The following is a 12,764-nucleotide window of genomic DNA, read 5'->3' as shown; positions in this document are numbered from 1 at the left end:
CCGGTAAATCGCTGATCCGGGTGCGGAGAACGATGGAAGTCTCCCGACATTCTTGGGTCCCGCCCGTCACCTTGGGCGTTACCCGTCACCTGGGGCAGGGCCATGCAGATCGTCGTGTTGGCCGAGTTCGCGGTGGCGAGCGGGGGCGCCGAAAAGGTCGCGGTCGAATCCGCGCGCGGCCTCGCCGAGGCCGGCATCGACGTCACCTACATCCAGGCCATCGATGGCCCAATGGATCCGCTCCTCGACCATGCCCGGATCCGCCGCATCACCCTCGGCAATACGGACATCTGGGCGCGACCGGCGCACAGGGCCGCATTCAGCGGCCTGTGGGACGCCGGGGCGGCCACGCGCCTGGGGGCGGCCCTCGATGCCCTGCCGGTGCGGCCGGACCTGATCCATCTCCATCAATGGACCCGCAGCCTGTCGCCGAGCGTGTTTCCGATCCTGTTCGCGCGCAACCTACCGGTAGCGGTGACGGCGCACGACTACTTCCTCGCCTGTCCGAACGGGGTGTATTACCGCTTCGATCGGGCCGAGCCCTGTACCCTGAAACCCCTCTCGGCCCCCTGTATCGCAGCACCCTGTGACGGCCGCACCCGCCTGCACAAGCTCGTGCGGGTGGGTCGCTCGATGGCTCAGCGCGCGACCCTGAAACGCCGACGGCTCGCTGTCATCCATGTCTGCGATGCGAGCGTGGCGCGCCTGGGCGGCCTCCTTCAGGAGTTGGACGTCACCCATTACCGGGTCGACAACCCGGTCCGGGTTGAGCGCCAGCCGCCGGCCGATCCAGCGCGGGGCGATGCCATCGCGTATGTCGGTCGCCTGACGCGGGAGAAGGGTGCCGACCTCGTGGCGGAGGCCGCGCAGGCGGCCGGCCTGCCCGCCCTGTTCATCGGGGCCGGTCCCCTGGAGGACGAACTGCGCGCGCTGCCGGGCGTCGAACTCGTCGGCTGGCAGGCTCCCGAAGCGGTCTGGACCCTGCTGCGTCGGCGGGCCCGCGCCATCGCGGCGCCGTCGCGCTGGTACGAGACCGGCCCTCTCACGGTCTACGAAGCTCTCGCCCACGGCATTCCGGTTCTCGCCTCCGATCGCTCCGGAGCATCCGATGCCGTCATCGACGGGGTGAACGGGTGTTCCGTCTCGCCCGATCCGGACACCCTGGCGCGGGCCGCCGCGCTGTTCCGCGACGATACCCGAACCGCCCGCCTCGGTGCGGCGGCGCATGCCGGCTACTGGTCGCGCCCCATGACCCTGACCAAGCATGCCGACGCGCTGATCGGTGTCTATGAACGCATCCTCGCCGTGCCGGGCACCGCTGTCCCAAGTCTTCGCAGCGCGATCCGGGCCTCGTGATCCCGCATCAGCAAAGCGGCAAAATTTTTCACCTGTCAGCCGTAGACCCATTGACCTGCATGGTGCGGCGCAACATAAATCTCTCGCAGCGCACCGAACGACTCGGTGCACTCTGGAGCGTATCGCAATGAACGGTCAAACCTTCGAGATCCCCACCGAGATGCGCGCGCTCGCCGAGAAGAGCGTCGACGAGGCCCGGGTCGCCGTCGGCAATGTCATCGGCACCGCCATCAAGACCGCAGAGCAGATGCAGACCACGTCGAAGTCGGTGCAGGAATCGATGCAGACCGTCGTCGTCAAGGGTCTCGACCAGGTTCAGGAAAACGCGGCCGCGACGTTCGACTTCGCCCAGAAGCTGGTCCGCACCCGTGACCTCCGCGAAGCCTTCGCGCTGCAAGGCGAATTCCTGCGCAGCCAGATCGCCACCCTGCAGGCGCAGGCCAAGGACCTCGGCGCCCTCGCCCAGAACACGTTGCGTCCCTCGGCCTGAGGGACGATCCGGCCCCGAACTCAGGCATCGGCGCGGGGCTTCTGCGCGACACGCCTGCGCGACACCGGCCCGTTTCGGGTTCATCATCGACCCGGAGCGGCAAGGAGACAGCGACATGTCGAGACGGCGCAGGATGCCACCTCAGGGGCACGGCAAGAATCAGGGTCAGGGCAAAGATCAGGGTCCGGGTAAAGATCAGAGTCCCGGGCAAGACAAGGCCGGGGCTTCCCCCAAAATTCAGGAGGGCGGACCGAGGAACGTCGAGGACGCCGACCCGGTGGCGGCCGTGACCGGCGGCGACGGTAAGCCCGGCCTCGTGCCGGTCTCCCAGGGGTCGGAGGCCGCTGCGGCCAACACCAACGATCGGTCGCCCGGCACAGGGTCGGTTCACGAAACGTTGCTGGAAGGTGTCTCGGCTGAGACCCTGGTGGCGAGCCACGCGGGCGAGGGCGGATCGGGTCGCAACGAGCCCGAGCTTGAGCCTGCGCCCGAGCCGACATCTGCGCAATCCCCCGGCGACGGGGCCGAGGCCGCGCCTCTCTCGGACGATCTCACGGTGGTCCCAGAGGAGGCGCCCGAGCCGGCCCAGCTCGCCCGTGAGACGGTCGCGGTGGCGACCGAAACGGTCGAGACCGTGAGGCAGACCCTTCCCGAGGCGGCCGACGCACCGTCGACCCTTCCCGCACTGGCCCCCGCCGTGGCGAGCCCGCCAGCGACGACCGGAGCGCTCACGCCGCCCCGATTGACGGAGCTGATGGGTGAGGTGGGCGAGGTGAACACCACGGTTCTCGCCTATCTGCGCGGGGAGAGCGTGGCCGCCATGGCGCATCTGAAGGCGCTCTCGGGCGCTGCGACTCCGGCGGATGCGATCCGCCTGCAGGTCTCCGAGATGCAGCGGGCGGCCGATGCCTCGCTGAGCTGCTTCGCGGCACTCGCCCGGCGGACCAGCCGTCTCACCGCCGCGATCGTGCGGCGCTGAAAGTCCCCGGACGCGGCGCCCCTCGCGCCGACGGCCCGACCCGTCTAGATATCCCGGCATCCGTCGCGGCCACGTCCCAGACCGGGGCATGGCTGCGACGCCAGGTCCCCGGGAGTTGTCCATGCCGCGTTCGTCCCTTCTGCTCGTCCCGCTGCTGACCGCGACGCTCGCCGCCGCGCCGGCCTCGGCGCAGATGATGAAGACGCCGGAGGGGCCTGCCGAGAAGGCGTCCCCGGACAGAGCGCTTCCCGACAAGGTGGCGCCCCTCGCCAAGGGGCAGGTGCAGCTCTCCTTCGCGCCCGTGGTCAAACGGGCCGCGCCCTCGGTGGTGAATGTCTACGCCTCGCACGTGGAGACGCGCGGCCAGAGCCGCAGCGCCATGGACGAGTTCATGCGCCGGTTCTTCGGCGAGAACGGCGGCCGTGGTCGCGGCGGAGCCCCCGGGGAGCGCGCCCAGAAGTCGCTCGGATCCGGCGTGATCGTCGACGAGTCCGGCCTCGTCATCACCAACAATCATGTCATTGAGAACATGAACGAGGTGCGGGTCGCGCTCGCCGACCGGCGCGAGTTCGAGGCCACCATCGTGCTGCGCGATCCGCGCACCGACCTCGCCGTGGTCAAGATCAAGAACCCGACCGGCGGCCTGATCCCCATGGCCTTCGGCGATTCCGAAGCCCTCGAGGTCGGCGATTTCGTCATGGCGATCGGCAATCCGTTCGGTGTCGGCCAGACCGTGACGCAGGGTATCGTCTCGGCGCTGGCGCGCACGCAGGTCGGCTCCTCGGACTATCAGTTCTTCATTCAGACCGACGCCGCCATCAATCCGGGCAATTCCGGCGGGGCCCTGGTCGATCTCCAGGGACAGCTCGTCGGCATCAACACCGCGATCTACTCGCAATCGGGCGGCAGCCACGGCATCGGCTTCGCGATCCCGGCGAGCATGGTCCGGGCCGTGGTCGAGACCGCCAAGGGCGGCGCCACCGCCGTACGCCGGCCCTGGCTCGGCGCGCGCGTACAGAGCGTGACGCCCGACATCGCCGAGAGCATGGGCCTCGACCATCCGACGGGCGTCCTGGTGGCGAGCCTGCAGCCGAAGAGTCCGGCCGAAGAGGCCGGCCTGAAGCGCGGCGACCTCATCCTGACCGTGGACGGCAAGGTCGTCGACGACCCGGAGGCCTTCGGCTACCGCTTCGCCCTGAAGGGCCTCACCGGCCAGACCAAGTTCGGCATCCTGCGCGGGACCGGGCGTTCGACGATCGCCGTCAAGCTCGGGCCGGCGCCGGAGACCCGGCCGCGCGACACCCTGAAGGTGCGGACCCGGTCGCCCTTCCTCGGCGCCACCCTGGTGAACACTTCGCCGGCCGTGGCGGAAGAGCTCCAGGTGGATTTCCCGTCCGAGGGCGTGGCGGTCGCCGGCGTCGATGAGGGTTCGATCGCGGCCCGCGCCGGCCTACAGAAGGGGGACATGATCGTCGCCATCAACGGCCTGCCGATCGCCACCACGAAGGACCTGGAGCGGGTCACCCGCAACAGCCTCAACATGTGGGAGGTCTCGATCAACCGCGGCGGCGAGGTGATGACATCGATGTTCGGGGGGTAAATATGTCAAAGCCTCTTCGAAGCCGAATTTTGTGGAATAAAATATCGTCGCTAGTAAGTTTTTTTAGCAAAAAAACTTGTCTGATATCCAATTTTCCTACTGTAAAACAATTTAACACTCAGCTTGCTCCTGCTTTAGATTTGAGCGAGATAATGAAAATCCCTGGATACAGCCGGGTTAATATTAACTCAGAAGGAAAAATAATAGTAAAATACCGAGCAGTAGACCCGGAGGATATTCATACAAATTATATCAGGTCGCTCAAAATCAACGATGCATCTGAATCGGCCAATAAGCTCTGTGCTATTAAAGACCACGCGGCAAGTTTATTCAACGTCATTAGGGATTTAGATCTCGATAATCAATTTAAATCCATCAAATGTACCGACTACAATTGGGAATCTGTACGTAATCAGATTCATATGGCAGCAAGTATTAATGATGTATATGCCGATACGTCATCGGTCGACGACTCCGGATCGATTTCGTATTGTCGGCCCGCCTGGGAGTTTGAGAAGGCCCACAGTGAGACCGTTAGTAAGTATATAGCATCGCAGATATTTTTTAACTTTGTGTGGTTGGCATACGAGTGCGCGATTGAAGTAGCAGGAGACACGAAAGAGATCAGGAAAAAAACTGGGGCAAAGGGACGAGTTATTCTAGCAGAAAGTAAATTTCCGGACTATAGTCTTCCGTTTTTGCGAGATATCTATATTCTTTGCCTTAGATCATGCTACCAGGACGGGAGCACTAGAAATTCGAAAGACATTCAGAAGCTTCTCCGAGAGTTAGACAAACCCATCGTTGAACAAGCCGCTGAGATAATACGCATTGTTCGCAATCGCGTTATGCACGGTGAGGAAACTGCGCCATATCCAGAGGACCACGGCGGGGACGGGGAAAGCGATGTCGTAAATTCCACCCAGAGGCTATATTATGCAAGCCGAATAACTCTTATACTAATTCAGGCTCTTGCATTTACATGTTTAGTAGATCCATCATCAACAATAAATCGGGAAATTTACGATGAAATGGATGATGAAATTCTGTCACCGAACAATATAGGGACAATTATTCTCAATATTCATGCGACGATAGCATCAAAAAGTAAAAATCAACTCATTTTGATTTAACAAAACTCTAATTTTTTCTAATTATCCTAAATCTAATACAGTCAAATAACCTAACTTTAAAGCTTTGATGTGCCGATGTCCGACCTCTTCGCCTCCGCCGGCCTCGCCCATGCCGCGCCCCGCCCCCTCGCCGATGCCCTGCGGCCGAAAACCCTGGCCGAGGTGGTGGGCCAGGAGCACCTGACAGGTCCGGACGGAGCGCTGACCCGCCTCCTCAACGCCCGGTCGTTCGGCTCGCTGGTGTTCTGGGGGCCGCCCGGCACCGGTAAGACCACCGTGGCGCGCCTGCTCGCGCACGAGACCGACCTGCACTTCGAACAGATCTCGGCGATCTTCTCCGGCATCGCCGAACTTCGGAAAGTCTTCGACGCGGCGCGCGGGCGCCGGGCCATGGGACGGGGCACGCTGCTCTTCGTGGATGAGATCCACCGGTTCAACCGGGCGCAGCTCGACGCCTTCCTGCCCGTGATGGAGGACGGCACGGTGACGCTGGTGGGCGCCACCACCGAGAACCCGTCCTTCGAGCTGAACGCCGCGCTGCTCTCCCGTGCCCGCGTGCTGCTGTTCCGGGCGCTGGACGATGCCGCCATCGCCAAGCTGCTGGTCCGCGCGGAAGCTCTGACGGCGCAGCCGCTCCCCCTGGACGAGGAGGCGCGCGGCGTGCTCGTCCGCATGGCCGACGGGGATGGCCGCGCGGCCCTGACCCTGGCCGAGGAGGTCTGGCGCTCGGCGAAACCGGGCGAGGTCTTCGACGCGGAGCAGTTGCAGGCGATCATCCAGCGGCGGGCGCCGATCTACGACAAGAGCCAGGAGGGGCACTACAACCTCATCAGCGCCCTGCATAAGACCGTGCGGGGCTCAGACCCCGACGCGGCCTTGTATTATCTCTGCCGGATGCTCGACGGGGGCGAGGACCGCCTGTTCATCGCCCGCCGCCTCGTGCGCATGGCGGTGGAGGATATCGGGCTCGCCGACCCGCAGGCCCTGGTGGTGGCCACCGCGGCGAAGGACGCCTTCGATTTCCTGGGCTCGCCCGAGGGCGAGCTGGCTCTGGCCCAGGTCACGGTCTATCTCGCCTGCGCGCCGAAATCGAACGCGGTCTACAACGCCTACAAGGCCGCCACCCGGGTGGCCAAGGAGCACGGCTCCCTGCCGCCGCCTCGCACCATCCTCAACGGATCGACCAAGCTGATGCGCAAGATCGGCTACGGCGAGGGCTACCGCTACGACCACGACGAGCCGGACGCGTTCTCGGGCCAGGATTACTGGCCCGAGAAGCTCGGGCGCCAGCACTTCTACGCGCCCACCGACCGGGGCATGGAGCAGCGCTACGGCGACCGCCTGGCCCATTGGGAGGATCTGCGCCGCCAGCGCCGCGCCGACGAAGACTGAACCGCCGGCAGGCCCGGCGGAGCATGGTCAAGCCAAGTATGACCCAGCGGAGGGTGACCCAGCGGTGGATGGCCGTCGCGCTCTGCCGCGGATACGGGCTGCTGTGAGCCGACCCGCTGCCCCACACCTCCAGCGGTTGCCAGCGCGGCCGCTGGACAGCGCGGCCGGGAGGGATGAAGGCTGGAGGGCGAAACCGATCCGCGAACGCTCACAGGTCCGAAGACTCCACCCATGCAGGCCTACCACACCCTCACCGCACGTTTCGCCCGCCTCGGCGCCCTCGGCGACGCGGCCGGCATCCTCCACTGGGATCGCCAGACCCTGATGCCGGCCGGTGCGGCGGACGGGCGGGCCGAGCAGTTGGCGCAGCTCTCGGTCATCGCCCACGAGATCCTCACCGCGTCGCAGACCGGCGACCTGATCGACCAGGCCCATGACGAGCGCCAGCACCTCGACCCCTGGGAAGGGGCGAACCTGCGCGAGATGCGCCGCGCCTATCTCCATGCCTCGGCGGTCCCGGCCGACCTCGTGGCGGCAAGCTCCAAGGCTTCCTCGCGCTCCGGGATGATCTGGCGCGAGGCCCGCGCGCAGTCCGATTTCGGGCAGCTGGCGCCCGCCCTCGCCGAGACCCTGCACCTGCAGCGCGCGGTCGGTGCAGCCAAGGGGACGGCGCTGGGCCTCGATTCCTACGATGCCCTCCTCGACGGCTACGATCCCGGCATGCGCCGCGCCACCATCGATCCCCTGTTCGCGGATCTGCGCGCGACGCTGCCGGGCCTGATCGAAGCGGTCCGCGCCCGTCAGGCCTCCGGCCCGGCACCGCTGCCGCTGCCGGGTCCGTTCCCGGTGGAGACGCAGGCGGCGATCGGGGAGCGCCTGATGCAGGCCGTCGGCTTCGACATGACCCGCGGCCGCCTCGACGTGAGCCTGCATCCGTTCTGCGGGGGCGCGGCCGACGACGTGCGGATCACCACCCGCTACGACAGCGACGATGCGTCTCGCGCTCTGATGGGCGTGCTGCACGAGACCGGGCACGCCCTCTACGAGCAGGGCCTCCCCGCCGCGTGGCGCCATCAGCCGGTAGGCACTGCCAGGGGCATGACCCTGCACGAGAGCCAATCGTTGCTGGTGGAGATGCAGGCCTGCCGCTCGTTCGCGTTCTGCAGCTTCCTCGCCCCCGTCCTGCGGGAAGCCTTCGGCGGGGAGGGGCCGGCCTGGACCGCCGAGAATCTGCACGGGCTCTACACACGGGTCGAGCCAGGCTTGATCCGGGTCGATGCCGACGAGGTCACGTATCCGGCGCATATCCTGCTGCGCTACGACCTCGAAACCGCGATGATCGCGGGCGACCTCGCGGTGAACGACCTGCCCGGTGCCTTCAACGACGGCCTGCGGGATCTCCTCGGCCTGACCGTGCCGGACGACCGCCAGGGCTGCCTCCAGGACATCCACTGGCCGAGCGGAAGCTTCGGTTACTTCCCGACCTACACCCTCGGCGCCATGGCGGCGGCGCAGTTGTTCCGGGCCGCCTGCGAGGCGGCGCCGGGCATCCTGACCGGCCTCGCCGTCGGCGACTTCACGGATTTGCGCGGCTGGCTGCGCGAAAGTGTGCACGCGCGGGCCAGTCTGCTGGAGACCGATGACCTGCTCGTGGCCGCGACCGGACGTCCGCTGAGCGCCGCGGACTTCACGCGCCACCTGCATCACCGCTACCTCGGAGAGTCCTGACATTCCGGTGACAGCGGCGTGCAGAGGCGGCCTCATCGCCGCAGGCGGGTGGCTCCGAGTCCGTTACGACGCGATCGCCCGGACCTGGGACGTCGGCCGATGCAGGGCCGCCTGCCGGTTCAGCGCCGCGATGGTCGCGGCATCGCGCGCGGAGGGCACGGGACGACCGAGCAGGTAGCCCTGGACCTCCGTGCAGCCCTCGGCCGTGACGAGATCGAGATGGGCCTGGGTTTCGACCCCCTCGGCCACGGTGGTGACGCCGAGGCGGCGGCCGAGATCGGCGACGACCCCGACGATCGCCGCGCATTCAGGACGCTGCACCGCATCCTGCACGAACGACCCATCGATCTTGATCTTATCGAAGGGGAAGGAGCGCAGATGCGCCAGCGACGAGAACCCGGTTCCGAAATCGTCGAGCGCCACCCGGACGCCGAGATCGCGGACGCGACGCAGATCCGCGAGGCAGTCGAGCTCATCGGCGAGCAGGGCACTCTCGGTGATCTCGATTTCCAGGCGGCTCGGCTCCAGGCCGGCACCGACCAGCGCCGCCAAGATGTTCGACGCGAGGGTGCCCTTGCCGAGCTGCTTGGCCGAGACATTGACGGCGACCCGCGCGTCGTCGTCCCAGGACGCGGCGTCCCGGCAGGCGCGATTGAGGACCCAGATGCCGAGTTCGTCGATCAGTCCGCTCTCCTCGGCGACCGGGATGAACTCGGCGGGTGAAATCCAGCCCCGCGTCCGATGATGCCAGCGGATGAGGCCTTCGCGCGCCGTGACCCGTCCGGTCGCGATGTCGGTGATCGGCTGGTAGAACAGGAACAGGCTGTCGGCCTGCGCGAGCGCCGCACGCAGCTTGCCTTCGAGGCGCACGCGCTCGTGCACCCGCGTCTCCAGTTCGGGTGTGAACACCCGGAAGGTCTTCTTGCCGGCCGCCTTGGCGGCATAGAGCGCCATGTCGGCCCGCGACAGCAGGATCTCGGAATCGGTTCCGTGCTCCGGCGCCGCCGCCACGCCGATCGAGGCGCCGATCTCGAGCCGGCGTTCGGCCTCGATCTGATAGGGCGCGACGATCTCGAGGAGCAGGGTCCTGGCGACGTCCCGCGCCTCCTCGATGCCGGCCTCGGCGATCAGGATGGCGAACTCATCGCCGCCCAGGCGCGCGACCATGGTTCCGGGGCGTCCGCAGCAGGCCCGGAGCCGATCCGCCACCCGGATCAGCAGCGTGTCTCCGACAAGATGGCCGTGGGAATCGTTGACGAACTTGAAGCCGTCGAGATCGATGAACAGCAGGCCCAGCTTGGGATCGGGACGCGCGAGGCAGGCCTTGAGGTGCTCGCGGAAGGTGTTGCGGTTGGCCAGGGCGGTCAGCGTGTCGAAATGCGCCAGCTGCTGAATTCGGGCTTCTGCTGCAACCTGCTTGGTGATCACGGACCAGGTCAGCATCGGGCCGAGATAGACGCCATCCGTTCCCGTCACCGCCGAGACCTGAAGGTCCAGCACCTCGGACCCGAGCTTGATCCGGGCGTGATGGGGAAGGTTGGCGGGGTCGGCCAGGAGCTGGCGCTGGTGGTGCGGATGGCGATGGAAGACGTCGATTGAGGCCCCGAGCAACTCGGACGGCTTGATCGGCAGCAGATCCTTGATCTGCCCCAACGTCCGCTTCGAGGTCTCGTTGAGGTAGGAGATGTTGAAGGTGACGGGATCGACCGTCATCACCGCCACCGGCATGTCGTCGATCATACGCAGCAGGCGATACTCCTCCTGTTCCTTGGCGACCTCCGCGGTTGCGATGGCCCAGACCAGCAGGGCGCGGCTGACCCGTCCCGTCGAGTCGGGCAGAGGATGGATATGCAGGTCGAGCCATTCCTGGCCGAAGCAGATCCGCGCCTTGTGCGGCAGCCGCCCCGAATCCGACAGAAGCGTGCGCTGGTGAAGCGGATCCCGGTGAAACACGTCGATCGAGGTGCCCACGATGGTCTCCGGATCGAACCCGAGCGTCTCACGGATCGATTGAAGCAGGGCGATCGAGCACGGATTGGCGTAGTCGATTTTGAAGGTGTCGAGGTTGCACGTCATGGCGCCGACCGGAAGGACGTCGAACATGCGCTCGAAGTCGAGAGGTTCGAGCGGCATGGCGGTGCCGGGCGGTGCTTTCGCGAGAATCGGACAGCCCGTCATCGTTTCCATCCCACCCGGAATCCGTGCCTCACGATCCGCCATTCCGGCAGCCGTTACGCACGACCCTTCAGAGCCCATGCCCCCTGAGCGTCGAACGCCTGGGATGCCGTGTTGACCAGACCCGACGCTGTGCTTCAAACAATTGAATTTTTTCTAAATCATGCTTTTTGTTGCTTGATATTCTCAAATATAAACTCCACAACCCTAGATTATATTGTCTATATTCGCCAGAAACGACAATAGCAGCTGGCAAGATGATAGTGCTCTGCCATGAGGTCCGGGTGCTGTACGCCGAGAATTCGGCACGGGCCGACAAGCCGATTCCGCGCCGTCCGCGACGACCTGAAGGTTCGATGACGATGCACTTGCCTCGACTGGCGTCGCGAATCCGCACCACCGCACCGTCCGGCCATACGATCCACTGGCAGAACCTCATCGGCGGGCTCGAACACAGCCGCACTTCACCAATTCGTGATCGACATGACCCTCTGGCGAATCGGCGCTCCCGTCGCGCGGCGCGCGCTCGCGCACCGGAGGGCTCGGGTCCGGCACGGCCGCACTGCACAAAACTCATGGACCTCGCGGGAGCCAGCCTGTAGGGGAGCCGGCCCTATCATCCAGCGCTGATGCCGGAGACCATCATGGCGGCCTGCGGCCTCGACTTCGGTACCTCGAACACCACCCTCGGCCTCGTGACCGGGCAGCGTCCGCAGCTCATGCCCCTCGAAGGGCGCCATGTGACGATCCCCAGCGCGATCTTCTTTCCGCCGGGACAGCCGCCCTTCGTCGGGCGCGCTGCCATGGCCGAGTACGTGGAGGGCACACCGGGCCGGCTGATGCGAAGCCTCAAATCGGTGCTCGGTTCGTCGCTGCTCGAGGAAACCACGCCGGTCGGGCGCGAGCGCATCAAGTTCCGCGACGTGATCGGGCGCTATCTCAGCGCCGTGAAGGCCCGCGCGGAGGCGGCGAGCGGCCAGTCCCTCGACACCGTGGTGCACGGCCGCCCGGTCCACTTTGTCGACGGCGATCCGGAGGGCGACGCTCGGGCCGAGGACGCCCTGCGGGAGATTGCAACCAGCATCGGCTTCCGTCACGTCTCGTTCCAGTTCGAACCGATCGCGGCGGCCCTCGACTACGAGCAGCAGGTGCGCGCGGAGGAGATCGCCCTGATCGCGGATATCGGGGGCGGCACCTCGGATTTCTCGATCGTGCGCCTGTCGCCGGAGCGGCATGCCAAGCGCGAGCGCAGCGACGACATCCTGGCCAATGACGGCGTGCGCATCGGCGGTACCGATTTCGATCGTCGCCTCAGCCTCGGGACCGTGATGCCCCTGCTCGGCCTGGGCAGCGCCATGAACCGGGGCGATCTCGACGTGCCGACCGGCTATTTCCACGACCTCGCCACCTGGTCGAGCATCAACCGGCTCTACAACGCCAAGACCCTGCGGGAGATCGAGGAGGTGCGCCGCGACGCCCGCCGCCCCGATCTCCTGGCGCGGCTCCACACCGTGGTGGAGGCCGAGCGCGGTCATTCCCTGGCCATGGAAGTAGAGGGCGCCAAGATCGCGACCTCCGAAGACGGCGAGGGCCGGGTCGACCTCGATTGGGTCGAGGCCGGGCTCCGGGCCGAGATCGATCGGTCGGGACTCGTCCTTCATACCGACGAGCTTGCCCGGCGCATCGCCGAGCGCATCGGACGCTGCCTCGCGCAGGCCGGCCTGACCGCCGACCGCATCGATGCGCTCTTCCTCACGGGCGGCTCGACGGGCTTGCCCCATGTCCGTGCGGCCCTGACCGCGTGCGTGCCGAACGCCCGCGTGGTCGATGGTGACACCTTCGGGTCGGTTGGGACCGGCTTGACCATCGAGGCGGCGCGGCGCGCGGCCTGAACGGGACGTCGCCCACGCG

General features: G+C 66.1%; 9 protein-coding genes. 8 read left to right on the top strand and 1 reads right to left on the bottom strand.

What is annotated here, in order from left to right:
- The first annotated feature begins 102 nt into the window (after positions 1 to 102).
- The 7 genes from ACV7NL_RS18625 to ACV7NL_RS18595 all read left to right on the top strand — a co-directional run bounded on the left by ACV7NL_RS18625 (position 103) and on the right by ACV7NL_RS18595 (position 8,678).
- Positions 103 to 1,356, top strand: coding sequence for a glycosyltransferase (locus ACV7NL_RS18625; RefSeq protein WP_463356461.1), 1,254 nt, complete (start codon positions 103 to 105; stop codon positions 1,354 to 1,356).
- A 127-nt stretch (positions 1,357 to 1,483) separates the two neighbouring features.
- Complete coding sequence (locus tag ACV7NL_RS18620; RefSeq protein ID WP_463356460.1) at positions 1,484 to 1,846, top strand: phasin; 363 nt, start codon at positions 1,484 to 1,486, stop codon at positions 1,844 to 1,846.
- A 277-nt stretch (positions 1,847 to 2,123) separates the two neighbouring features.
- Complete coding sequence (locus ACV7NL_RS18615) at positions 2,124 to 2,825, top strand: hypothetical protein (protein WP_463356459.1); 702 nt, start codon at positions 2,124 to 2,126, stop codon at positions 2,823 to 2,825.
- A 121-nt stretch (positions 2,826 to 2,946) separates the two neighbouring features.
- Positions 2,947 to 4,425: a Do family serine endopeptidase gene (locus ACV7NL_RS18610; protein WP_463356458.1), complete on the top strand. Its 1,479-nt coding sequence runs from the start codon at positions 2,947 to 2,949 to the stop codon at positions 4,423 to 4,425.
- Positions 4,426 to 4,577: 152 nt separating this feature from the next.
- Complete coding sequence (locus ACV7NL_RS18605; protein WP_463356457.1) at positions 4,578 to 5,558, top strand: hypothetical protein; 981 nt, start codon at positions 4,578 to 4,580, stop codon at positions 5,556 to 5,558.
- A 75-nt stretch (positions 5,559 to 5,633) separates the two neighbouring features.
- Positions 5,634 to 6,950 carry a replication-associated recombination protein A gene (locus ACV7NL_RS18600; protein ID WP_463356456.1) on the top strand — a complete coding sequence of 439 codons (1,317 nt, stop codon included), beginning with the start codon at positions 5,634 to 5,636 and terminating at the stop codon, positions 6,948 to 6,950.
- Positions 6,951 to 7,181: 231 nt separating this feature from the next.
- Positions 7,182 to 8,678 (top strand): carboxypeptidase M32, encoded by a 1,497-nt coding sequence (locus tag ACV7NL_RS18595; protein ID WP_463356455.1) that lies wholly within the window; start codon positions 7,182 to 7,184, stop codon positions 8,676 to 8,678.
- Between the two features lie 63 nt (positions 8,679 to 8,741).
- Here the strand turns inward: ACV7NL_RS18595 and ACV7NL_RS18590 are convergent, their stop codons facing one another.
- Positions 8,742 to 10,856: a putative bifunctional diguanylate cyclase/phosphodiesterase gene (locus ACV7NL_RS18590; protein ID WP_463356454.1), complete on the bottom strand. Its 2,115-nt coding sequence runs from the start codon at positions 10,854 to 10,856 to the stop codon at positions 8,742 to 8,744.
- Positions 10,857 to 11,497: 641 nt separating this feature from the next.
- On the opposite strand from ACV7NL_RS18590, the gene ACV7NL_RS18585 reads away from it, so the two are divergent.
- The gene (locus tag ACV7NL_RS18585; RefSeq protein WP_056482794.1) at positions 11,498 to 12,745 is read left to right on the top strand and encodes an Hsp70 family protein; all 1,248 of its coding nucleotides are present in this window, start codon (positions 11,498 to 11,500) and stop codon (positions 12,743 to 12,745) included.
- Positions 12,746 to 12,764 lie beyond the last annotated feature (19 nt).

Source organism: Methylobacterium sp. Ger2507, from assembly GCF_055231875.1.
The sequence above is the reverse complement of the archived record's forward strand: the minus strand, read 5'-3'. Positions and strand labels throughout refer to the sequence as shown.

What these genes read in the sequence shown, in the direction of transcription:
- ACV7NL_RS18605 (WP_463356457.1), top strand. Translation starts at nt 4,578, where the DNA reads ATGAAAATCCCTGGATACAGCCGGGTTAATATTAACTCAGAAGGAAAA.
- ACV7NL_RS18625 (WP_463356461.1), top strand. Translation starts at nt 103, where the DNA reads ATGCAGATCGTCGTGTTGGCCGAGTTCGCGGTGGCGAGCGGGGGCGCC.
- ACV7NL_RS18595 (WP_463356455.1), top strand. Translation starts at nt 7,182, where the DNA reads ATGCAGGCCTACCACACCCTCACCGCACGTTTCGCCCGCCTCGGCGCC.
- ACV7NL_RS18600 (WP_463356456.1), top strand. Translation starts at nt 5,634, where the DNA reads ATGTCCGACCTCTTCGCCTCCGCCGGCCTCGCCCATGCCGCGCCCCGC.
- ACV7NL_RS18610 (WP_463356458.1), top strand. Translation starts at nt 2,947, where the DNA reads ATGCCGCGTTCGTCCCTTCTGCTCGTCCCGCTGCTGACCGCGACGCTC.
- ACV7NL_RS18590 (WP_463356454.1), bottom strand. Translation starts at nt 10,856, where the DNA reads ATGACGGGCTGTCCGATTCTCGCGAAAGCACCGCCCGGCACCGCCATG.
- ACV7NL_RS18620 (WP_463356460.1), top strand. Translation starts at nt 1,484, where the DNA reads ATGAACGGTCAAACCTTCGAGATCCCCACCGAGATGCGCGCGCTCGCC.
- ACV7NL_RS18585 (WP_056482794.1), top strand. Translation starts at nt 11,498, where the DNA reads ATGGCGGCCTGCGGCCTCGACTTCGGTACCTCGAACACCACCCTCGGC.